18 protein-coding genes are annotated in these 21305 nt (G+C 65.1%); 10 read left to right on the top strand and 8 right to left on the bottom strand.

The genetic code is table 11. From position 1 onward, the window contains the following. Positions 1 to 14: 14 nt before the first annotated feature. From WD430_RS17450 to WD430_RS17435, 4 genes are all read left to right on the top strand, one after another. Positions 15 to 1853 carry a rhomboid family intramembrane serine protease gene (locus WD430_RS17450; RefSeq protein ID WP_339103691.1) on the top strand — a complete coding sequence of 613 codons (1839 nt, stop codon included), beginning with the start codon at positions 15 to 17 and terminating at the stop codon, positions 1851 to 1853. Between the two features lie 325 nt (positions 1854 to 2178). Beyond that, positions 2179 to 2946 carry an ABC transporter ATP-binding protein gene (locus WD430_RS17445; RefSeq protein WP_339103690.1) on the top strand — a complete coding sequence of 256 codons (768 nt, stop codon included), beginning with the start codon at positions 2179 to 2181 and terminating at the stop codon, positions 2944 to 2946. After that, positions 2936 to 4213: an FtsX-like permease family protein gene (locus WD430_RS17440; RefSeq protein ID WP_339103689.1), complete on the top strand. Its 1278-nt coding sequence runs from the start codon at positions 2936 to 2938 to the stop codon at positions 4211 to 4213. The genes WD430_RS17445 and WD430_RS17440 overlap by 11 nt, the downstream gene beginning before the upstream one ends. Continuing rightward, positions 4210 to 5460 (top strand): ABC transporter permease, encoded by a 1251-nt coding sequence (locus WD430_RS17435; protein WP_339103688.1) that lies wholly within the window; start codon positions 4210 to 4212, stop codon positions 5458 to 5460. The genes WD430_RS17440 and WD430_RS17435 overlap by 4 nt, the downstream gene beginning before the upstream one ends. Before the next feature lie 303 nt (positions 5461 to 5763). Here the strand turns inward: WD430_RS17435 and WD430_RS17430 are convergent, their stop codons facing one another. Together WD430_RS17430 and WD430_RS17425 are read right to left on the bottom strand one after the other, a co-directional pair. Then, on the bottom strand, positions 5764 to 6417 hold the full coding sequence (locus WD430_RS17430; RefSeq protein ID WP_339103687.1) for an METTL5 family protein: 654 nt from the start codon (positions 6415 to 6417) through the stop codon (positions 5764 to 5766). Positions 6418 to 6425: 8 nt separating this feature from the next. Then, the gene (locus WD430_RS17425; protein WP_339103686.1) at positions 6426 to 6827 is read right to left on the bottom strand and encodes a hypothetical protein; all 402 of its coding nucleotides are present in this window, start codon (positions 6825 to 6827) and stop codon (positions 6426 to 6428) included. A gap of 163 nt (positions 6828 to 6990) precedes the next feature. Between WD430_RS17425 and WD430_RS17420 the strand changes: the two genes are divergently transcribed. Beyond that, positions 6991 to 7158: a zf-TFIIB domain-containing protein gene (locus tag WD430_RS17420; RefSeq protein WP_339103685.1), complete on the top strand. Its 168-nt coding sequence runs from the start codon at positions 6991 to 6993 to the stop codon at positions 7156 to 7158. Between the two features lie 91 nt (positions 7159 to 7249). Here the strand turns inward: WD430_RS17420 and WD430_RS17415 are convergent, their stop codons facing one another. Further along, positions 7250 to 8278 carry a hypothetical protein gene (locus WD430_RS17415; protein WP_049914565.1) on the bottom strand — a complete coding sequence of 343 codons (1029 nt, stop codon included), beginning with the start codon at positions 8276 to 8278 and terminating at the stop codon, positions 7250 to 7252. Between the two features lie 98 nt (positions 8279 to 8376). After that, positions 8377 to 9276: a permease gene (locus WD430_RS17410; RefSeq protein WP_339103684.1), complete on the bottom strand. Its 900-nt coding sequence runs from the start codon at positions 9274 to 9276 to the stop codon at positions 8377 to 8379. Between the two features lie 267 nt (positions 9277 to 9543). On the opposite strand from WD430_RS17410, the gene dph2 reads away from it, so the two are divergent. Beyond that, entirely contained in the window at positions 9544 to 10593 is a 1050-nt protein-coding gene (gene dph2 / locus WD430_RS17405; RefSeq protein WP_339103683.1) for a diphthamide biosynthesis enzyme Dph2, read from the top strand. Positions 10594 to 10617: 24 nt separating this feature from the next. Here dph2 and WD430_RS17400 read toward each other — a convergent pair whose 3' ends face one another. After that, positions 10618 to 11400: a superoxide dismutase gene (locus tag WD430_RS17400; RefSeq protein WP_339103682.1), complete on the bottom strand. Its 783-nt coding sequence runs from the start codon at positions 11398 to 11400 to the stop codon at positions 10618 to 10620. Positions 11401 to 11696: 296 nt separating this feature from the next. On the opposite strand from WD430_RS17400, the gene WD430_RS17395 reads away from it, so the two are divergent. The 4 genes from WD430_RS17395 to WD430_RS17380 all read left to right on the top strand — a co-directional run bounded on the left by WD430_RS17395 (position 11697) and on the right by WD430_RS17380 (position 16974). Next, the gene (locus WD430_RS17395) at positions 11697 to 12935 is read left to right on the top strand and encodes a hypothetical protein (RefSeq protein WP_339103681.1); all 1239 of its coding nucleotides are present in this window, start codon (positions 11697 to 11699) and stop codon (positions 12933 to 12935) included. A 200-nt stretch (positions 12936 to 13135) separates the two neighbouring features. Then, entirely contained in the window at positions 13136 to 13966 is an 831-nt protein-coding gene (locus WD430_RS17390) for an MBL fold metallo-hydrolase (RefSeq protein ID WP_339103680.1), read from the top strand. A gap of 85 nt (positions 13967 to 14051) precedes the next feature. Next, a complete protein-coding gene (locus WD430_RS17385) occupies positions 14052 to 15974 on the top strand; it encodes an AAA family ATPase (protein ID WP_339103679.1) in 1923 nt (640 codons plus the stop codon). A gap of 64 nt (positions 15975 to 16038) precedes the next feature. Next, complete coding sequence (locus WD430_RS17380; RefSeq protein WP_339103678.1) at positions 16039 to 16974, top strand: hypothetical protein; 936 nt, start codon at positions 16039 to 16041, stop codon at positions 16972 to 16974. Positions 16975 to 17266: 292 nt separating this feature from the next. Here the strand turns inward: WD430_RS17380 and WD430_RS17375 are convergent, their stop codons facing one another. From WD430_RS17375 to WD430_RS17365, 3 genes are all read right to left on the bottom strand, one after another. Then, positions 17267 to 18313 carry a tyrosine-type recombinase/integrase gene (locus tag WD430_RS17375; protein ID WP_339103677.1) on the bottom strand — a complete coding sequence of 349 codons (1047 nt, stop codon included), beginning with the start codon at positions 18311 to 18313 and terminating at the stop codon, positions 17267 to 17269. After that, positions 18303 to 18698, bottom strand: coding sequence for a DUF5805 domain-containing protein (locus tag WD430_RS17370; protein ID WP_339103676.1), 396 nt, complete (start codon positions 18696 to 18698; stop codon positions 18303 to 18305). The genes WD430_RS17375 and WD430_RS17370 overlap by 11 nt, the downstream gene beginning before the upstream one ends. Positions 18699 to 21039: 2341 nt before the next feature. Then, positions 21040 to 21276 (bottom strand): HVO_2901 family zinc finger protein, encoded by a 237-nt coding sequence (locus WD430_RS17365; protein ID WP_339103675.1) that lies wholly within the window; start codon positions 21274 to 21276, stop codon positions 21040 to 21042. Positions 21277 to 21305 lie beyond the last annotated feature (29 nt).

Raw genomic sequence — 21305 nt, 5'->3', positions numbered from 1 at the left:
CCGAACCACTGCGTATGCTCTCGCAGGAGGCCGTCCTGACGATCGCCCTGTCGGTCGTCTTCCCGCTGTTCGTGGTGGCGGCGGTGCTCGCCTCCGTCGCCGTCGTCAGTCGGCTCCACGGCCCCGGCCGCCGCTGGGGCGACGTCGCCCGCTCCCGACTCGTGATGGGCGTTCCGTGGGGGTCGCTGCTCGTGATCGCGCTGGTTTTCTGCGTCTACCTGTTCGTCCAGGACGGGATCACCGCGTTCGGAAATCCGGTAACGCTCCCCTACCGGGCGTATTCGTACTTCTACCCGCTGGGGATGCTGACGGCGTCGTTCTCCCACGCCGGGCCGGGCCACCTCATCGGAAACCTCGCCGGCGCCGCCGTCGTCGCACCGATCGCGGAGTACGCCTGGGGGCACTACCCCGACGAGCGGGGCGCGACGGCGTCCGCCTCGTGGCGCACCGACCCGTGGATCCGCGCGCTGGTGATCTTCCCCCTGATCGTCGTCGCGATCACGATCGGCTCGAGTCTGTTCGCGCTCGGGCCCGTGATCGGCTTCTCGGGCGTCGTCTTCGCCTTCGCCGCCTTCGCGCTCGTCCACTACCCGGTGGTCACGCTCGTCGGCGTGCTCGGCGTTCAGGGCGCGCTGCTGACGGTCTACCGCGCGCTCCAGACGCCGATCGGCGTCTACGTCGCCCGGCCGCGCCCCCCGTCGGCGCCCTCGTGGGCCGGTATCGCCATTCAGGGCCACGCGCTCGGCTTCTTCATCGGACTCGTCCTCGGGATCGCGCTCCTCCGCCGGCGCGGGAGCCGCCCGGACGCGCTGCGGGTCTGGATCGCGATCCTGCTGTTCGGCTTCGCCCAGGGGCTGTGGCAGATCTACTGGTTCGGCAGCGCGAACGTCTACTACCTCTTTCAGGGGCCCGGCGTCCTCGTCGTCGTGCTCCTCGCGCTCGTGGTGACGATCGCGATAACGGCCTCGGAGCGACCGGTCGTCCCCGAGCGCATCGACCGCCGCCTCGCCCGACTCGGCGGCTCGAGTCCCGACTCGGCGGCCGACGCGGCCGTCGATCGATCGCTCGCGCTCGCCCGCGGGAGCGATCGGTCGTCGACGTCCCCCCTCGAGCGGATCGGCGAGATCGCGACGGCGACGACCGGGGAATCGACCCGGCTCTCGTCGGTGACGCGGCGCAAGACGGCGATGTTCGCGGTGGTGGCCGTCTTCGCGGTCGTCGCGGGGATGGCGATCCCGGTCAACCTCTTCGTGCTCGACGACGCGACCGTCTCCGCCGAGTCGGCCGTCGAGATCGAGGACTACACGGTCCAGTACGCCGAGGGCGTCGAGAATCAGAAGGTCTCGCCGGTTCAGGTGGGACCGCTCGCGGAGGCCGTCTCGCTCGAGTCCAGCGGGGTGATCGTCTCGAGCACGGAGCGCCAGATCTGGGTCGAGGTGGTCCCGGCCAACCGACTCGCCTTCACCGGCGATGCCGAGGTCGTCGTCGGGGGCCCGGGCTGGCGCGAGACCGTCCACGTCGAGCGGACCGGCTGGGAACCGGTCGGCAACGACACCGTCTATCAGGTCGAGATCTGGCCCGACGGGGAGGACCGACGGCTCGCCCACGAGTCAGAGGGATCGCGGGCGGACGTCCGCATCGACGACCGAAACGTCTCGATCGAGTCTCGGGACGGCGAGTTCGTCCTCGAGGTCGAGTCGCAGGCGGGCGAGACCGTCGAGACGACGACGATTCCCGCCAGCGGCGAGTCGGCGACGGCGGGCGGGCTCACGTTCGAGCGCGTCGACGACACGATCTACGCGAGCGCCGACGGAACCAGGATCGCGGTCGCGAGCGAAGAGACATACAGGTGACATCCTCCTCGCCGTGAACGGCGGGATTCTCTCGCTGTTTAAAGATAGCCCCTGACGAATCACGGGGATCACGCCGGTTTCGCCGCCGATAAACCAGTTTGTATCGATGATAGTCAGGAGTACATGTACGTTTCGGCCGGGCGGACGCCGGCGCTGGAGCGCGTATCGCTCTCGTTCGCGAACAGTCATCGTTCGGTGATATTGTTCGAGCCGAGACGTTCTTGCAGCGATCACAACCTCGGTTAACGACCACATGGCGCGGGGAAGCCGGAGAGAAACAATGACCCGCTGTGTGGTCCGTTCGACCGAGTTGACCTACGGACCGATGAGCGACCATGCACTCCGGCGGACGACCCCCCAGGCCGGCCAGACGACCGACGATCGCGAATCGACGACGGCCGTTCGCCTCGAGGACGTCACCCACGAGTACGGCTCGAGCGGCGGGCGCGGTCGCTCGAGCGAGGACCGGACGGTGACGGCGCTGCGAGACGTCACGCTCGACGTACGCGCGGGCGAGACCGTCGGCCTCGAGGGACCGAGCGGCAGCGGCAAGTCGACGATCCTGCACGCGGTCAGCGGGCTGCTGGTGCCCACCGAGGGGCGGATCCAGCTGCTCGATACCGCCGACCTCGCGTCGCTTTCGGACCGCGAACGGACGCGGCTGCGGCGCCACCACGTCGGAATCGTCTTCCAGCGGTTTCACCTCCTGCCGTCGCTGTCGGCCCGCGCGAACGTCGCCCTCCCCCTCGTTCAGGCCGGGATCGGCAGAGCGACGCGACGCGAGCGGGCGGAATCGCTGCTCGAGCAGGTCGGTCTCGGCGATCGGATCGATCACTCGCCGGGCGAACTCAGCGGCGGCGAACGCCAGCGCGTCGCGATCGCGCGGGCGCTCGTGACGGATCCGGACGTGATCGTCGCCGACGAGCCGACGGGGGAGCTCGACACGGACACCGGCGCGGACGTGCTCGACCTCCTGACCGACATCGGGCGCGACCGGACCGTACTGGTCGCCTCTCACGACGACTCGACGCTGGCCGTCGCCGACCGCGTGGTCACGCTTCGCGACGGGCAGGTGGTCGACGATGGCAGGTGACGACCGGTTCGAGACGACGACCGCGGGCACGCGTCGAGCCCGCTGGTGGGGAGTCGTCACCGTCTCAGTCGTCCGCCTCTGGAAGCGCGCGACGGGGACCAAATCGCGGCGGATCGCGGCGACGACGGCCGCCGTCGCGCTGACCGTCGCCCTGCTGATCGTCGTCACCGGGATCGCGCTGGGGCTCGCCGACGGGGCCACCGTCGATCGAGACGACGCCGACGTCCGCATCGCCCCCGGAGAGAGCGACTCGCTGGCGGCGGTCGACGGCGTCGAGAAACCCCAACTCGGCGACGCCAACGCGCGCGCCGAGCGGATCCGGGAGCAGGAGGGCGTCGAGCACGCCTCGCCGGTACTCGTCGAACCGGTCGCGCTCGAGTCGGCCGACGGCGGTGAGGCGAAGCGAATCCTGCTCGTCGGCGTCGTTCCCGACGGCGAATCGCGGACCGTCGCCGGACTTCCGACCGACGCCCTCGAGTCCGGCGATTCCCACTACGCCGACGGCTCGTACGACGGCCCGCGCCGGGGCGAGATCGTGCTCTCGACGGCCGCGGCGGAGCGACTCGAGGCCGAGTCCGGGGACGAACTCACGCCGGGCGGCGAGCACGTCCCGGGCGACGCGGCGCCGTCCTCGACGGTCACCGCGGTCGAGGCGGCCGGTGACGGCGAGGCCGGGACGCCGGTCGCGCTCGTCCACCTGAGCGAACTGCAGACGCTGTCCGGGGCGTCCGACGGGGAGCTGGCCGATCAGGTGTTGGTGTGGGGCGACGGCGCCGCTGCGGAGTCGGCCGCCGCCGACGAGTACCCCGAGGCGACGGTCCAATCGGTCGATCGAACCAACCCCGCCTCGCTGTTCGAGGACGAACTGGCCTTCGCGACGAGCCTGCTCGCGCTGATCGTCGGCGTGGCGATCTGCGCCTCGTTCGTCGCGACGACCATGGGGATGACCGTCAACGAGGACCGGCGGACGCTGGCCGTCCTCGAGTCGGTCGGCTTCGCGACGCGGAGCCGGCTCGCGATCGTCGCCGTCTCGACGCTGTTGACGACCGTCTGCGGCGCGCTCGCCGGCGTCGCGCTCGGCGCGGGCGGGATCTACGCCGTCAACCGGATCGCCGAGGCGACCGTCGCGCCGGGTACCGTCGCCGAGATCCATCCGCTGTTCGTCCCCTACGGGGTCGCCGTCGCGCTCGTCGCGGGGCTGGTGGCCGTCCCCTATCCGCTCGTCGTCGCCGCTCGCACGTCGGTCCTGGCGGAGGTGGGACGATGAGCCCGCGACTCCGCCGCGCGGCGATCCGGACGCGAGCCGTCTTCGGTCTCGCGTTCGCACAGCTTCGCCGTTCGCCCGGACGGACCGCGCTGACCGTCCTCGCGGTGACGCTGGCCGTGCTGTCGGTGACGCTGCTGGCGAGCCTCGGCGTCGGCGTCGTCGAAACGGGTCAGAACGGCCTCGAGAACGCCGGGCGAGACATCTGGGTCACGAGTGAGCCGATCGCGTCCGAGTCGGACGGGGCGGCGAACCCGATCGTCGGCGCCCACGCGATGTCGGCCGAGATGACCCAGCGCGACGACGTGAGTTCCGCCTCGCCGATCGCGATGCACGAACTCTACGTCGCGACGGACGACGAGGTCGAACGGACGTCGGCGGTCGGGGTCCACGAGACCCACGACGGCTTCGGTTTCGAGGCCGGCGGCGGGTTCGAGACCGAGCTGAATCACTCGGACGGCAACTACTCCGCCGCCGATCGGCCGACCGAACCGACGACGGAGGAGCTCGTGCTCGATCCCGGGACGGCCGAGTCGCTGGGCGTGTCGGTCGGTGATACCGTTTACATCGGAACCAGCCGCGCGACGGCCCGAGACAACGAGTTCACCGTCGTCGGCATCGCCTCCTACTACTCGCAGTTCCTCGGCACCGACGTCGAGACGGTGCCGCTGACCGACCTGCAGGCGGTCGCCGGAACGACCGGCACCGACCGGGCGACGTTCGTCACGGCCAGCGTCGAGGACGGGGCCGACCGCGACGCCGTCGCCGCGGAGTTAGACGCGGCGTATCCGGGCTACGACGTCCGCACCAGCGACGAGCAGATCGGGTCGATGGTCGAGGAACGGCCGCTCGTCCTCGCCAGCGGCGCGACGCTGGTCGGGCTCTCGCTGGTCGGCGGCATCGTCCTGACGGTCAACCTGTTCGCTCTCGTGGCCTACCAGCAGCGGGACGAGCTCGCCGCGCTCCGGGCGGTCGGCCTCTCGCGATGGGTCCTCGCGGGGACGATCGGCGTCCAGGGGCTGGTCATCGGACTGGCGGGCGGCGTCGTCGGCCTCGCGGCGACGCCGCTGCTCACGCGCGGACTCAACCGCCTCACGGCAGCGGTCGTCGGCTTCGAGTCGCTCCTGCGGACACCCGTCGAGGTCTACGCCGTCGGTCTCGCCCTGGCGATCGTCGTCGGGACCGTCGTCGCGCTTCTGACGGGCTGGCGAGCAGGTCGCTACGCCCGACTCGAGCACCTCGAGGCCTGACCGTAGGCTGAGACGTTCTCGTTCCTATTCGATCGTCCCACGTGCAGTGGCGCGCGCTGGACTGCGGTGAGCCACTGGCGAACCGCAGTCGAAACTCGTGCGAGGTCTTCACGAACGGAGTGAGTGAAGGCTTGGAAGACGCATTGCGTCTTGCAGTGTATGAGCGAGTGAACGAGCGAATCGGCTGGGGAGGGAGTGGCCGATCCTCGGTGCCACGATAGCAGAACGCTTCTTTTGCCGTCAGTTCCCTCGAGCACGCCGCTCACAACATACGTGATTGCCGTTCGTCCGATTCAATACGGTTTACGAATCCGATCCACGCCACTCGATTCTGAACACTTCCGCCTCGAGGGTCGCCTCTCGCTCAGTGTGGAAGTCGAACCGCTTCGCGATCGGGAACTCGGCCCGGAAGGCGTGCGTCACGTCGGCGCCGGCGTCGGCCGCGTAGGACTCGACGAACTCCTGACTGCCCTCGTTGTGGATCGTGTAGGAGACGGTCGCGATCGAGCGGGCGGTCTCGAGGAACTCGCGGTCGGCGTGGCGGTTCCCGCGCTGGGCGCCGAACGGTGGGTTCGAGAGAACGGTGACGTCGCCATCGGCGGGCGGCGACAGCGGCGGTTCGGCAGCGTCGCCGCGGACCCACTCGAGCGGGCCCGCGTTGCCCGCTTCGTCGATCCGCGCGGCGTTATTCTGCGCCAGCGCGAGCGCGTCGGGATCGACGTCGATTCCGACGACGCCCTCGGCGCCGGCCAGCAAGGCCGCGATCGCGAGCATCCCGGTTCCGGTCCCCAGATCGACGGTCCAGTTCTCGAGATCCCCCTGCATCCGCGCCTGATGGGCGATATGGGCGGCGATCTCCGGCGGCGTGAGATACTGCTCGAGAGAAGGTGATGGATCGGAAAAGTCGGCGAGCGCTTCGAGCGCTCGTGCGAGGGTGCGCCGCGACGGGCCGGACATACCGCCGCTTAGGCGTCGATCGTAATAGGCCCCTCGAGTTCGAGCGCGAGCCCCTCGCGTTCGGCCCGCTCGGCACAGGCCGCGAGCGCGGGACGGACCTTCTCCGGATCGGCGACGTCGTCGACGCGGATCGTCAGGCTCCCGACGCCGAGGAAGGATCCGGCCCGCACGTAGCCGCGCACGCGATCGATCTCGGCCTGGGTCGCCAGCGAACAGTCCTCGTCGAAACAGGCGTCGACGGCGAGTCGGGCCGGGACCAGTCCCTCGTCGGTCAGTTCGCGTTTCAGATCGCGGAGGTACTCCGGCGCCGTCGACTCCAGTGACTCGCCCTCGAGCGTGACGGGGGTGACGTCTGCGGGTCGACACCGGTCGATCGTCGATTCGAGTTCGGGAGACGGTGACGTACTCATTGCGAGGCAATACACCAGTTGCATACAAAAACCTTTGTAAATGTCCAGTAGTAATACGACGCAGTCGGGACCGGTGACGAACCGGCTTCTTCGACGCTCAAAATGTACTTTTTCGTGATAGTTTCGAATAGAGTTAAGGAGAGTCCGTGAGAGTGAGTCGGATATGGAGTGTCCACGGTGTCAGGGCTCGCTCGATGAACTCTCGCTGGGCGACGTCTCGACGACCATGTGTCCCCACTGTGGATTCGCGGATATCCCCGTCGAACACGTCCGCGAGTGGGAGGAACCGGAATCCTGGCGCGACGCGTTCAACCGGTTCTACGAGAACTGATCGTCGGTGGGGGCCGTCGGACTCGAATCCGAGCCGAGAGCGTCGCGACTATCGGACGCAGTGAGTAGCGAACGGAGAGAAGGGGGGCGCCTTATTCGGCTTCGGCTTCCGCTTCGACGTCGTCGTCCGCCTCGTGGTCGACGTCCTCGTCGGAGCGAGCGGCGACGAGGCCACCGCGTGCGACGCTGTAGAGGGGTTCGTTCGCGTGGGTCACGCCGCTGATCGAGAACGGAATGTTCGCGTCCTCGAGGTGGTCACGGAACAGCGCCTCGAAGCCGCTGGGGCTCGAGGTCCCGCCGGTGACGACGACCGGAACGTCGAGTCCTTCCTCGACGTCCTCCTCGTCGACTTCCTTGACGATGTTCTCGATGACGTAGTCCAGCAGGTTCTCGTAGTAGATCGAGAGCGCGCCTTCGACGCCGCCGACGTCGGTCGTGAAGTCGAGTTCGAAGTCGTCCTCCTTGATGGAGGTGACCTTGTCGACGGGCGTGCCCGTCGCGCGGGCGGCCTGCTCGTCGACCCAGTCGCCACCGCGGGCGACGGAGAACTTCATGACGGGCACCGCGTAGTAGGCCAGGCAGACGTTCGTCATGCCGGCGCCGAAGCTGATGCCCAGCCCGGTGAAGTTGTTGTCCGCGAGTTCGCTGTAGATGACGGACATCCCTTCGTTGATCGGTTCGGAGTCGTATCCCATGTCGTCGAGGAACGACTCGATCGTCTTCTGGTGGTACAGCGTCGAGAGATCCGAGTCGATCGGATCCGCCGGAGAGGAGAAGTAGAGCTTCTCGTCCGGATACGCGGGCTCGCCGACGACCTGCTCGATGATGAGCTTCATCATCGGGATCGCGCTCTTCTCGTCGTTCGAGAGGATCCCGTGTTTCATCGGTCGGCGGGTCTCCTTGTTGAAAATGTTCGCGAAGTTGAGTGCGTCGTCGCCGACGACGTACACCTTGTCGTCCTTTCGGATATGGAGAACTTCGCTCCGCGAGAGCATTTGCTCGGCCATATCCGAGTACTCGATTTCCACGAAGGAGTTACGCTGCTGCACGAATACCGTGTCGTTCCCATCCTGCTGTGCTGACAGGATGTTCATCGTTCCAACGTCTAGGCCTTTCGCCATAGTTGGCCAAGGTGGCCCACGGATTATAAATCTATGTGAATTTCTTATATTCCAAACTACGTGGCAATAAGAGTATTTTGACTACGGGTAACGAGGGATTACTTCCGGCCCAACAGCTGACGGAATCGGTCGAGCAGCCCCGATAGCGGTGACCCGTCGTCATCGGCCGTCGCCAACTCCTCCGCCTGTTGCTGTTCGCGAAGTTCCTTCAGTTTCGCCGTCTGATCGTCGACCGTCGATTTCGAGGTCGTTTTCTTCGTCTCACCGCCCTTCAGTCCCTTGAGTCCGGCGACCTGCGCGTCGACGCCGGTCGAACGGGTCGTCTTCGTCCCGGCGTCGGCGTCGATCGAGACCTCGTCCAACTCGTCCTCGGAGAAACTCAGACGCTTGTGTTCGGTCTTCTGGACGCCGCCCCAGGAGAGTTCGACGTCCTCCATCGCCTCGTCGATGTCGCCCCGGACGTCGGCGTCGGTGAGTTCGTCCGCTTCGTCCTCGTCGTCGGCCTCGACGGCCTCGACGCGCTGGGCCATATCGAGGTAGTGGGCGATCAGCGCCGCTCCGGTCGAGGCCGTGAGTCCGGCGAGGCCGATCGCGTAGACCGCGACGACCTGTGCCGTGTAGTCGGCGCCGTATCCGTTCCAGTCGTCGGGGTAGGCGTACAGGAAGCCGGCGACGGCCGCGACCGTGATCGCGACGCCTGCGACCGACGTATACAGGACCCGGCGCTCGGAGGGCAACAGGACCACGATCCCCAGCATGAGAAGGGGGAGTGCGATCATGGCGATTCCGTACGCGGGCTCGGCCCACGTCACGTGGGCCGCGCTACGGGCCTCGAACGTGCTACTCCACAGGAAGAGCAACAGCGCGATGCTTGCCAGGCCGATGCCGCCGAGAAACAGACCGAAGCCGACGTAGACGTCGGTTCGATCCTCCGGCTCGCCGATGTACTGACGGTAGAGGTCGAAGAGAAACCCGTCCAGGGACTGTTCCGCTGACATTAGCCCTCCGTTTATACTCCAGTACTATGACTGTTGGGTCGCGAAACCAATTCGCTGTCGGGGAGTCTCAACGGTGCCACGAGTATCTCGCTGATCCCAAGTGGTTCCGCTACGGCCGAGTGGATGTCTCACTCGCGCGCCCGCATACGCCCGCGTAGAGGCCGTGCCGGTCACTGCCGGTCACCGGCGACGGAGACTCGTTCGGGCCCGATTACCGACGGGTCGAAAAGCGCGGCCGTTTTACGTCCGAGGCCGCTAGGACTGCTAATGAGTCAGGAGTCGGAGTACACCGAGGGGGATCTCCGGAACACCGGAATGCAGCTCAAGCACGACCGCGAGTGGGACTACGAACTCGAGCAGATCGTCGAGGCGATCGAGGAGCGAGACGCGAAGAAGGTCGGCCTGCAGTTCCCGGAGGGACTGAAACGGCGCGGCCCGGCCGTCGCCGACGACCTCCGGGAACTGTCCGACGACGACGTGACGTTCATGCTCTCGGGCCAGCCCTGTTACGGCGCCTGCGATCTCGACACCTATCTGATGAAGCGTACCGACGTGTTCGTCCACTTCGGCCACTCGCCGATGAAGAACACGGACAAGGTGATCTACGTGCCGCTGTTCTCGAACGTCGAGGTCACGCCGATCATGGAGGAGGCCCTCGACACCTTAGAGCCGCCAGAAGAGACCGAGGACGTCGGTCTCGTGACGACCGCCCAGCACATGAATCGCTACGAGGAGATGAGCGAGTTCCTCGAGGAGCGCGGCTACGACGTCCACAGCCGCCGCGGCGACGAGCGGTTGACCCACGAGGGACAGGTGCTCGGCTGTAACTACGCGAGCGCGGACGTGCCCGCGGATCAAGTTCTGTACGTCGGCGGCGGCAAGTTCCACCCCCTGGGGCTGGCGATGGAATACCCCGAGAAACACGTCGTCATCGCCGACCCCGTCAACAACGTCGTCACCGTCGCCGACACGGAGAAGTTCATGAAACAGCGCTACGGCGCGGTCCACCGCGCGATGGACGCCGAGAAGTGGGGCGTCATCTTCTGTACCAAGATCGGCCAGGGCCGCTGGGAGCAGGCCCAGGAGATCCTCGACGATAACGACGACGCCTACCTCATCACGATGGACGAGGTGACGCCGGACCGCCTGCGCAACTTCGACATGGACGCGTTCGTCAACACCGGCTGTCCGCGGATCACGACCGACGACGGCCCGCAGTTCCACAAGCCGATGCTCACGCCCGGCGAGTACGAGATCGCCGTCGGCAACAAGTCCCTCGAGGACCTCTCGTTCGACACGTTCCACGGTACCTGGTAGCCGATCGGTCCTCCTTCCGGAGTCCTATTTCGCTCGCATCGCGTCAGTCTCGAGGTCACCCAACGTCGTCTCCGTAAGCAGTTCGTATCGCTCCCCGACGTCCGCCCAGTCGACGACGTTCCACCACGCCTCGACGTAGGCCTCGCGGTCGTTCTCGTACTGGGGATAGTAGGCGTGTTCCCAGACGTCGAGGGCGAGGATCGGCACTGTGCGCTGGTGGGCGAGTTCGTTCTGGTCTTCGAGCTGACCGATCACGAGCGCGTCGGCCAGCGGTTCGTAGAACAGCATCGCCCAGCCGTCGCCCTCGACCGCGGTCGCGGTCGCGGTGAACTCGGATCGAAACGCCTCGAACGAGCCGAACTGCGCCTCGAGCGCCGACGCGAGGTCGCCCTGGGGAGCGCCGCCGCCGTCGGGACTCATGTTCTGCCAGAAAATCGTGTGGTTGACGTGACCCGAGAAGTTGAACGAGAAGTCGCGCTTCGCCGCCCGGACGCCGTCGAACTCGCCGGACTCACGCATCGACTCAAACGCTTCGAGCGCCGCGTTCGCGCTGTCGACGTACGACTGGTGGTGCTCGCTGTGGTGGAGTTGCATGATGCGTTCGTCGATGTGGGGCTCGAGCGCGTCGTACGCATACGGGAGTTCGGGCAGTCGATACCGCGGATGTCGGCCGGCCGCGGATTCGTCCTGTGCGGCCGCCGGTACCGTCGTCGCACCCGTTCCGAGCAGTGCGATGGCGGCCGTGGTTCCGATCGTTTCGATGACTCTCCGCCGTCGAACGGCGACTTCCGATTGGCTGTCTGACATTCGGTACAAGCTGCCGCGAAAGAGCAGCGTCAGCGTTTCCCCGGCGAGTGACGGCGATTCACGTCGGGAGACACTCGAAAGTAATCAGTTACAACTCGCCGTTCGCTCGACCGTCTCGCGTGGCTGAAGTACATCGACGAGTGTACTATTACGAATACGATATCGAAATACAGTACTACTATTGACGCGAATTTAGATATCTTATAAATATATTCATCGAAATATAGGTAATGTCGGACTGATTCCAAAGTGGTTTGGAGCAGTCCTTTAGCCCCACTAGCACAGACCAGTAGTTGATGAGTAATCCTGGTGTCAGCGGACGATCGATGGCTCGAGACGAGGTTTTCGATGCGCTCGCAGACGGGACCCGGCGCGAAGCCCTCCGTCTCGTTCACGAGCGATCGCCGGACGGCGTCGCGAAAACGGACCTTGCCTACGAACTCGCGGCGGTAACCGACGATAAACCGCTCGCAGCCGTCTCCGATGACGACCACCGGCGCGCGCGGCTCGACTGTGCCCACCGCGTCCTGCCCGCCCTGCTCGACGCCGGCATCGTCGTCGAGACGGACGACGACCGACTCGTCACGGCGGATCACCCGCTGTTCGACGACGACGAACTCGCGGCGCTCCTCGAGCGCGAAACGACCGATTACGAGGACGACCTCGACGAACTGTTCGCCGCGCTCGCGGACTCGCGACGACGGACGATCCTCACCGTGCTGGCCAACCAGTACCATCCGCTCTCGACCGAGACGCTCGCCCGAGACGTCGCGGCCCGCGAGGACGAGACGGCCGAGCGCGAGGTGTCTCAGGAGCGCGTCGACGAGGTTCGGCTCTCGCTGCACCACGTTCACCTGCCGCTGCTGAACGACGCCGGTCTGATCGGCTACGACAGTGAGAGCGAAACCGTCTCCTACGAGGGGCACCCGCGACTCCGCGTCGAGTGGCTCGAGACCGAAACCGACGGTGCGGACGTGATCGTCGGCGGTCCCGACACCGACGACGAACGATCGGCGGCCGACGAGTCGACGACCGACTCGAGCGACGAGGGCGTTCGAACGCTACGAGGCCGCGAGCGGATCGTCACGACCGGCCAGTCGCTGTGCGAGCGGGCCGACGACGAGCTGTTCATGATGTTCACGACGACGGGCCTGCTCGAGGAGGGCTGTCTCCGACGGATCGAGGACGCGCTCGACCGCGGCGTCGACGTCTACGTCGGCTCGCGTGACCCGCGCGTCCGCGAGATCGTCCGCGAGCGGACGCCGGAAGCGATCCTCTGGGAACCGCAACTCGACTGGCTCAACCTGCCGGCCGACGGCCAGTCGGTCGGTCGGCTCGTGTTCGCCGATCGCGAGGCGGTGATGCTCGGAACACTCGGGACGCCGGCCGACGACGACAGCGAGTACGACGAAACGGCGATCCTCGGCGAGGGGGCGGAGAACGGGCTCGTCGTGCTCATGCGCCAGCTGCTGGGCTCGCGGCTCGACCACCGTACCGCTACCGACGAGGTCCTGGAGTCCGAGATTCCGCTGTAAGGCGGTTCACCGTTCGCTGATCACCGGCGAGGTGGTCGCCAACGTCCACGCGAACTGCAACGACCGCATCGATCGCGACGAATCGATCGCTGACTCACCCGATTACTCTCCTTCCGACTGCGAGTCCACTCGTCGGACTCGAGTCCGACGTGTCCGTCGAGACAATAACACTTACCCAGTCGGTCCTCCCACCCTCGCACATGGTCCAAAGCGACTGGGGAGACTGGCTCGTACGCGATGTCGAAGACGCCTCGCCCGATAGCGTCGGGATCTGGTATCTCGGCTGTAACGGCTTCGTCCTCAAGGGACGCGAGGGGACGACCGTCTACATCGATCCGTATCTCGGCTTAGGCACGCCGCCGCGGACGATCCGGATGATCCCCGTTCCGTTCGATCCCGAGGACGTCACCGAGGCCGACGCCGTTCTGGCGACCCACGAACACTCTGATCACGTCCACGGCGAGAGTCAGGCACCGATCCTCGAGTCGACGGACTCGCCCTTCTACGCGCCCGACGACAGCCTCGCGGTGGCCCGCGAGGAGAACTGGACCGACGAGTGGGACCTCGACGACGAGCAGTTCGTCGACGTGAGCGAGGGAGAGACGATCGAGATCGGCGAGTTCACGGTCCACGTCGAAGCGGCCAACGACCCCGACTCGACCCAGCCGGTCAGCTACGTCTTCGAACACGAGACCGGGACGATCTTCCACGGCGGAGACACGAAACCGAGCGACGAGTTCGAGCGCCTCGGCGAGGAGTACGACATCGACCTCGGGATCCTCGCGTTCGGGACCGTCGGGATGATCCCCGACAAGGAGACCGGTGAACCGAAGAGAACGCGCTGGTACAACGACGAGAACCAGATCATCGAGGCCGCCGAATCGCTCGAACTCGATCGGCTCCTGCCGAGTCACTGGGACATGTGGAAGCGGCTCACGTCCGATCCGAAGGTCCTCCACCACCACACCCGGAGCTTCGACTACCCGCGGGAACTGGAGATCGTCGAAATCGGCGACCGGATCGATCTCTAGGTCGTCGGAATCGGGCTCGAGATTCGTGAACCAGATCTGATATTGTCCGTATCATTTATAGTAATGCTGTGGTAACGTTGGCCTCATGAGTAGCACCGCCGACACGGACGACGAGGTCGAAGTCAGCGCCGACGGATTATCCGTTCGGAAGACGTTCGCGGCGGACGAGTTTCCCGTCCCTGCCATCCGGTTCGAAATCGAATCGGAGCGCGAGGATCAGGTCGAATTTCGTCTCTCCGAGGACATCCCCGAATCGTTCCCGATGGACAAAGTCGGGTTCCACCCCGAGTATCACAGCGACGACTGGACCGCGTTCCAGGACAACCACGTCGAGTTCACCGGCAGTCTCGACGCGAACGAACGCCTCGTAACGGTCTACGGTATCCGAATCGACGACGAGAGCGAGGCCGACGCGTTCCTGACGAAACCGGAACTCGTCGAGGTCAGCTCCGACGCCGAGAGCGACTCCGAGGCCGAGGAGGTCGACGACGACGTCATCGGCAACATCGTCTCCGAAGACCGAAACCAACCGGTCAAAGACATGATCGCGGGCGACTCGGAGTCGGTGCCCGGGCTCGAGGCCGACGATGACGAGCCCGAAGACACGGACGCTGAGGCTGACGACGCCGATACTGAGACCGACGCCGCCGAGGCTGACGGGGTCGCCGCTGACGACGTCGAGGACGAGGCCACCGTGGACGACTCCGTCGACGAGTCCGGCGGACTCGATCTGGATCTCGACGACGTCGACCCCGAACCCGACGAGACGGTCACCGACGAGGACGAAGCCGATGACGCGCCGGATATCGATCTCGGCTTCGAAGAGGAGGAGATCCCCGAGCCCGGGGACGCGGACGCTGACGATGGGGCCGAGGACGACGGGGCCGAGGACGACGGGGCCGAGGACGAGGGGCCGGACGCAGGAGTCGAAATCGATCTCGGGGCCGACGAAGTCGACGACGAGACGGACGGGACCGACGAGGAACCGGTAGCCGACGACGAGGCCGACGTCGACGAACCGACTGACGAATCGGCCGGCGACGCGGACGAGCCCGAGATCGAACTCGATCTCGAGGCCGCTGCGGCCAGCGCCGACGATGCGGACGACACCGACAGCGCGCCGGAAATCGAGGTCGAAGCCGACGAGCCGAGTGACGAGGCCGACGAGCCGGACGCGACGGACGATGCGGTCGCCGAGCCGGCCGAGCCGGCTGCCGACGAGGTCGACGGGGAGGACGAGACGGACGCCCTCGAGGAAGGGGCGACCGCAGCCGAGGAAGACGAGACGGAGCCGAGCGAACCCGACGCGGAGTCGACGATCGAACTCGACTCCGACGACGAGCCGGTCGCCGCCTCGACGTCGACAGCGAACGCGGACGACGCCGCCGAGACCGAATCCGCCGAGCCCGAACTCGCAGCACCGGTCGAAGAGTCGATCGGCGCCCGCCTCGCGACCGAGGTCCGCGAGGGCGAACTCGACGACGACGATCTGGCGGCCCTTCGCTCCGCGCTCGACCTCGAGCCGTCGGGGCCGGAGATCGCGAAGGTCGAACACCTCCAGTCGCGCGTCGAGGAAGTCCTCGCCTACACCGACGCTCTCGAGGCGTTCCTCGAGGAGAACGGCACCGGCGAGCAACTCATCGAGGACCTCCAGTCTGACCTCGCGTCGCTCGAAGACGAGTTCGACGCGATGGGCGACCGGGTCGCGGACACCGAGGGCCGACTCGACGATACCGAGGGACGGCTCGACGACGTCGAGACCGATCTCGACGCCGTCTCCGAGGACGTTACCGCCGTCGAAGCGGACGTCGACGAGCTCTCGGCTGACGTGACCGACCTCGAAACGAACGTCGAGACGGTCGAAGCGGACGTCGAGGACGTGTCGGCCGATCTCGACGATGTCGCTGACGACGTCGACGACCTCGAGGAAGACATCGAGGACGTCCGCGCCGAAGTCACGGACATTCAGGACTGGCGCGACCAGCTCGGTTCGATGTTCTCGGAGTAACGCGCCCGTCGCCGTTCTGCTGGAAACGCAACTCGTTTATCCGTCGGCGGTCGAGAACGGAGCGATGGGCGAGACGATCCCGATCGCAGTGCCACGGAAAGGACGACCCCTCGAGTCGGTGCTGGACCGACTCGCGCGTCGACTCGACGTTCCGGAGCTCGCGGACGACATCACGTCGACGCTCCGCCACGAGAAGGCGGTCACGAAGGGAACGGTCGACTCCGAACCCGACGCCGAAGAGCACGTGTACCATCGTCTCGCCGACTACAGCGCCGTCGACGATCCCACCGAACCGGAGTACACCCTGTTGCGCGACGACCGCGCCGGGAAACCCCGACGGATCGTCTTCGACAGCGTCACGATTCCGCTCGCGGACGTCGACGGCGTCCCCGACGACGCGGCGATTCAGTTGATCGGCCGCGAGGAGCCGTTTCGAGCGCTGCGGACCCACGAGTTCGCGCTCGGGTTCGACAGCGCCGATCTCATTCTGGAGGAAGTCGTCGAACTCCGACCGGAGCCACTGGATCGGATCGCCGACATCAACGCTCGGATCGATCCCGCAGACACGGACGTCCGCGTGGTCACCGGCCTCGGCGACACCGTCTACCATACCCTGATGGCCACGCCCGACGTCGCCCCGTCGGGCGACTCGCTCGACCGGGCGTTCCTCGAGTCCTACGAGGGACCGCTGTGTATCGAACCGCGGTACGAACGGCTCGTCCAGGCCGTCCTCGGTACCCGAACGCTCGACGGCGTTCGCTTCGAGTACCCCGAGGAGGGTCGCGAGGAGGAGGCCGCGATCGCCGACACCGGACTCGGGGTCTACCTGACCGTGACGGGCTCGACGGCCCGAGAGCACGGCCTCCTGCTGGGCGAGCGACTGTTCCCCAGCGAGACCGTCCTGCTCGAGACGACGCCGGAAGTGACCGACACCGCGGCGGCCGTTCGGGCGCTGCTGAACGGGGCCGACCTCGAGACGGAACTCGCAGTCGAAAGCTGATTCGGCGCCCGACCCTCGAGACGATCGGACGAGTACGGCCGTCTCGGTCGCGTTTTCGTCGATATCGCTATCGAAAGGACTGTCTGCGAGGTACACCGATTAGATATAGCGATATACGGTTTAATGGGCTGATTCTGGACAGAATAATTTACTACACTAGTAGTTAGTTCTACCAACAATTCGAGCGCTACCGCGAAATTCGTCGATAGCGGCCGAAAAGAGTGAACGCTCACTGATGCGATAGCGTTCCGCTAACGGGATACGCCCGGTCGAAGATCAGAGAGAATCGGTCTCAAGGCGTCACGGAGTAGATATGCTCGAGGTAGGTCTCCCGCACTCGATCGCCCCAGTTGTGGGTGTAGGTGTCGATCACGTCGCCGGCGACGTCGCCCCGAAGATACTGAACGATTCCGCGGTCTCCCGTCCGATCTCGTAGGTGCGTCGTGAAGAAGTGCCGGAAGTAGTGGGGCGTGACGTTCTCTTCCGTCCCGCCGCCGGTGCGATACCAGCCGCGTTCTCGAGCGTGTTTCTCGACGATATACCGAACGTCCGCCGGCGTCAGGCGCTCACCCCACGAGTCACCGGTATCGAGGAAGAGCGGGTCGGCGTCAGAAACGGGATCCGGACGGATCGCCAGCCACTCGAGCAGCGCCCGTCGGAGTTCGTCGTCGACGGGAACGACCGTGTCTCGCTTCCGTTTGTTCGACGCCGTTCGTCGCTCCCCGTTTACGGTCGTCCCGCGAGCGGGCTCCGCAGCGACGAACACCGACGACGGCCGGCGCTCGAGTCCGACGCGCGTCGTCCACTCGCAGTCGATTTCCGGCGTCTCGAGGTTCAGATCCCGCAAGTCGAGATTACAGCACTCGCCGACGCGCATCCCGGTTTTCAACAGCGTGACGACGACGGCCCGCTCGAGCGGGTGGTCGATCGCGGCGACGAACGACCGCATTTCCGCGACCGAGATATCCCGTCTCGTCGGATTCGTATCGATCGATTCGGACAGCTCCTCCATGACCAGGGTCATCGGATTCTCGTCGAAGACACCGACGCGGTTCATGTAGTCGTAAAACCGGTTGAGATACGACGCGTAGGTCGCGATCGTACTCGGTTCGAACCCGCCTCGAAGGGAGTGAATCCAGGCCATACACTCCCGTCGCTGTGCCGCCCCCACCCGATCGACGTCGAAGCGCTCGCTCAGGAACGTCTCGAACCGTCGGAGGACGCGCTCGTAGGCCTCGAGCGTCCGTTCGCTCTTGCCGTGGTATCGCTGGTCGTCGAGGAAGTACTCGATCGGATCCGCGACGTCCGCCGGGGCGTCGGTACCTCGCTCAGTCGCCATCGCCACCACCGTCGACGGCGGTGTATCCACCGTGGCGACCGCTGTATCGAATTCGGTTGTCCGCCTGGAGTTCCGCGAGCGTCTCGTCGAGTCGCGATTCGATGTCGTCGCTGACTGCCTCGAGGAGTTCGTCCCAGGAGTACGTGTCAGATTCGAGTAGTTTTAGAACCCGCGTTTCGAGGCCGTTACCCCCAGGGTCTGAGGACGGAGAACGGGGTTCCTCGCGATCGGCGTCGAACCCCTTTCGACCGGCCTGGACCATCGTTCGAACGAACTCGGCCTGACTCATCCCCAGCTCGTCGGCGTGAGACTGCCATTCAGATTTCTGGTAGGACGGGACGTAGGTTTTGACGGTGGTTCGTTCGGAGTCCGCCGAATCGCTCATACGATATCCATCAAACGCGGTGATAATCAATCTACCCATTATTCGAGCTAAGTGTTTTTATCTCTGTTTGTGGGACCAGTATTAGCGCAAATCTGGGCCCGCTAACTCGTATTTATTCTTAGATCGTCCCACGAATGCAGATTTAGAAATCTCACCTTTGGTACCACAGTTCAATATACAAATCTCGTCTGGGACAACTGTCGTTCAACATTGAGCGAGCAAACTCGTGAATACGCGGCCGATTTGTGCCCCGATAGAACTATCAGATGCGTTGTGGATAGGGAGCGACGGCGCCTATATAACACGCCGATACCGGTGAAATATTACAATTCATTTCGTCTATTTCGTGGCGGAACGTTCTCGGGTTCGTGTCGAAATAGAGTGGAGACCGAGACGATCTTCTCAGCGAGACGTTCGCCGAACGATCGCGGTCGGATGTCGTACTCCGGAGGGGTGGTTCTGACTCTAGGTATGAATCGATCACCGGAGTGACACTCGAGTTCACCGGATGGACTGGCACCCGATCACTATCCACGAGAGATCGCCGACGCCGACCTGCGCGGTTCGATGGGGCTGTCGGGAGTCGATCGGCGCTGTCACACGATTACTCGCGGTCCGGGGACGGGTTCGAAGTATCGGTCTTCCTCGCGGGACGTCGACGGTACCGGTTTACACGCCACACGAGGTGAGAATCCGGCGCACACACCGTCCGATCAGTACGAACGCAATTCGATACATCGGGTGTCGGTGTCTCAGCTACCGCTCACACTCGTTCTCGAGGCTGCGTAGGCTGTCGAAGGCCGCGTCTGGCCAATTCCCCCACAGTTCGGAAGAATCGCCTCAGCGACCATATAACGGCGTTTCGAGAGGGGAGTACGACACGCCGCTGTCTCGGTATGCGACGGGACGGGACGCGACTCGAGACCGGTTCGAGAGCCGTCGCGCTCTCCTCGATGCCAGTCGTCGAAGACGCCGTCTGACCTCGTCGGTCTCGCAGACCGACCACCCCGCTGACTCGCACTGTATTGGGCTGGACGTGTCGAAACGGCTCTGGCGGTGAGTCGGATCTAATGTGGAACCGTTCTCGGAGGAAGCGACGAGCCCTCGCAGTCGCATCAGACGCGTTTCTGCTCACGGTGCAGCTCGACGGCAGGGCCCGTTCTACGGACGCTTCGATCGCCGGGACGACGAGGCATCGCGTTTTCGATCCAGTGTAACCCCACGCCGACCCGTGGACTCAGTCGGGATTGCCTCGTGGAGAGGAACCGGATCGCTATCGGTCGAAACACGGCCAGTCTCTAGCCTCCCGGGATCTCCGGCTGTACTCGCGGGACGACAGCCGTCTCGAGCGATACAGAGGGGAGATCTGAAAGAGCCGCGAGTAACGACCGCTCAGACCGGTGCAGGTCGTCTCGAGGTCGGTCGCAGATCGTTCCTCTCGGCTGCAAGGCCACAACGTCGACACTGGGCCTGATGAGAGTGCGACCGATCGGTTGCGAGTTCGCCCGACGTCTCGACACCCATCGGGAGACACGGAGCGGATACCTCCGAGGAACTACTGCTCGACAACCGTTCGCTCACCGGCTTCGCTTTCAGTGGACTCGTCAGGTGACCGACGGTCCGATCGCTATGATGGCTGGCAGTGATCCGTGAGGTGCAGTTGGCACTACTTCGCGTTGCTTCATCCCGTATTCGACGGACAGCTGAATTCTTTGATACGTGTTACCATTCCAAATTGGGCACATCGGGCGACGGTGGCGCGACACGTATATCCTATACTGCTATATCGAAATGGTGGCGTACGCGTGAGGACGGGCACTCGTTTCACCCACTGTTTTCGGCACCAATGCAGGTGATTGCACACGGCTTCGTCACTACTCGTCGACGTCGATATTACCGCTGGGATCGCCACTATCTGATCGAATCGACCGGACAACCCCGACGCCGCACCCTCGAGTTGCTCACCGACCTCCGGGATGCGCTCGTCGACCGTCCCGAGGAGGAGATCGAGGGATTCGTCATCACGGCGCGGACGAATGACATCGCGGGGAGATCGTCGTCGATCCCGGCTACGACGAGAAGTGCGCCGACGAGAGGGACGGATTCCTCATCTCGTGACCCTCCCCGACCGCGGTGGCAGCCGGGACCTCGGGGTCGATCACCGAACGCGATTCCGAGACCGTTCGCGACCTCGAGGCCGCGACGGTGAGTTCGAAGTAGGCCTCGCCAACCGATTTCGGTCGGTCCGTGCGCACACGGGACACACCGATCGATCGAACGGGGCGTGTCGCAGCCGGTTCCAGTCGGAAAACGAGGGTCGGACCGAGCTCGCCGCCCGGTGTCAGTGCGTCGTCGTCGCTCGGACGTCTTCGACCCGATACAGGTCGTCCGTGAGTCCGTCGCCGTCACAGTCCTCGTTCGGACACTCGTAGTGCCAGCCGTCCTGCGTGGCGTCGCCCTCCTGGAATCGTTCGCCACATACCTGACAGAAGAGCTGTCCCTTTCGGCACGTATCCCGGTGGAGTTCGAGGGCGAGCTCGGTCTGGAACGACTGGTTGCAGTTGCGACAGGTGTGCATATTTCGTCAGACGCGAGCATCCGCCAAAA

Origin of the sequence: Haloterrigena sp. KLK7 (assembly GCF_037914945.1) — an archaeon.
Lineage (GTDB): Archaea > Halobacteriota > Halobacteria > Halobacteriales > Natrialbaceae > Haloterrigena > Haloterrigena salinisoli.
The sequence above is the reverse complement of the archived record's forward strand: the minus strand, read 5'-3'. Positions and strand labels throughout refer to the sequence as shown.

Bases quoted from the DNA above. Each gene is read 5' to 3' on its own strand.
- WD430_RS17380 (WP_339103678.1), top strand. From the start codon at position 16,039: ATGGGCGAGACGATCCCGATCGCAGTGCCACGGAAAGGACGACCCCTC.
- WD430_RS17430 (WP_339103687.1), bottom strand. From the start codon at position 6,417: ATGTCCGGCCCGTCGCGGCGCACCCTCGCACGAGCGCTCGAAGCGCTC.
- WD430_RS17365 (WP_339103675.1), bottom strand. From the start codon at position 21,276: ATGCACACCTGTCGCAACTGCAACCAGTCGTTCCAGACCGAGCTCGCC.
- WD430_RS17435 (WP_339103688.1), top strand. From the start codon at position 4,210: ATGAGCCCGCGACTCCGCCGCGCGGCGATCCGGACGCGAGCCGTCTTC.
- WD430_RS17385 (WP_339103679.1), top strand. From the start codon at position 14,052: ATGAGTAGCACCGCCGACACGGACGACGAGGTCGAAGTCAGCGCCGAC.
- WD430_RS17425 (WP_339103686.1), bottom strand. From the start codon at position 6,827: ATGAGTACGTCACCGTCTCCCGAACTCGAATCGACGATCGACCGGTGT.
- WD430_RS17370 (WP_339103676.1), bottom strand. From the start codon at position 18,698: ATGAGCGATTCGGCGGACTCCGAACGAACCACCGTCAAAACCTACGTC.
- WD430_RS17445 (WP_339103690.1), top strand. From the start codon at position 2,179: ATGAGCGACCATGCACTCCGGCGGACGACCCCCCAGGCCGGCCAGACG.
- WD430_RS17400 (WP_339103682.1), bottom strand. From the start codon at position 11,400: ATGTCAGACAGCCAATCGGAAGTCGCCGTTCGACGGCGGAGAGTCATC.
- WD430_RS17420 (WP_339103685.1), top strand. From the start codon at position 6,991: ATGGAGTGTCCACGGTGTCAGGGCTCGCTCGATGAACTCTCGCTGGGC.
- WD430_RS17390 (WP_339103680.1), top strand. From the start codon at position 13,136: ATGGTCCAAAGCGACTGGGGAGACTGGCTCGTACGCGATGTCGAAGAC.
- WD430_RS17415 (WP_049914565.1), bottom strand. From the start codon at position 8,278: ATGGCGAAAGGCCTAGACGTTGGAACGATGAACATCCTGTCAGCACAG.
- WD430_RS17440 (WP_339103689.1), top strand. From the start codon at position 2,936: ATGGCAGGTGACGACCGGTTCGAGACGACGACCGCGGGCACGCGTCGA.
- WD430_RS17410 (WP_339103684.1), bottom strand. From the start codon at position 9,276: ATGTCAGCGGAACAGTCCCTGGACGGGTTTCTCTTCGACCTCTACCGT.
- dph2 (WP_339103683.1), top strand. From the start codon at position 9,544: ATGAGTCAGGAGTCGGAGTACACCGAGGGGGATCTCCGGAACACCGGA.
- WD430_RS17395 (WP_339103681.1), top strand. From the start codon at position 11,697: ATGAGTAATCCTGGTGTCAGCGGACGATCGATGGCTCGAGACGAGGTT.
- WD430_RS17450 (WP_339103691.1), top strand. From the start codon at position 15: ATGCTCTCGCAGGAGGCCGTCCTGACGATCGCCCTGTCGGTCGTCTTC.
- WD430_RS17375 (WP_339103677.1), bottom strand. From the start codon at position 18,313: ATGGCGACTGAGCGAGGTACCGACGCCCCGGCGGACGTCGCGGATCCG.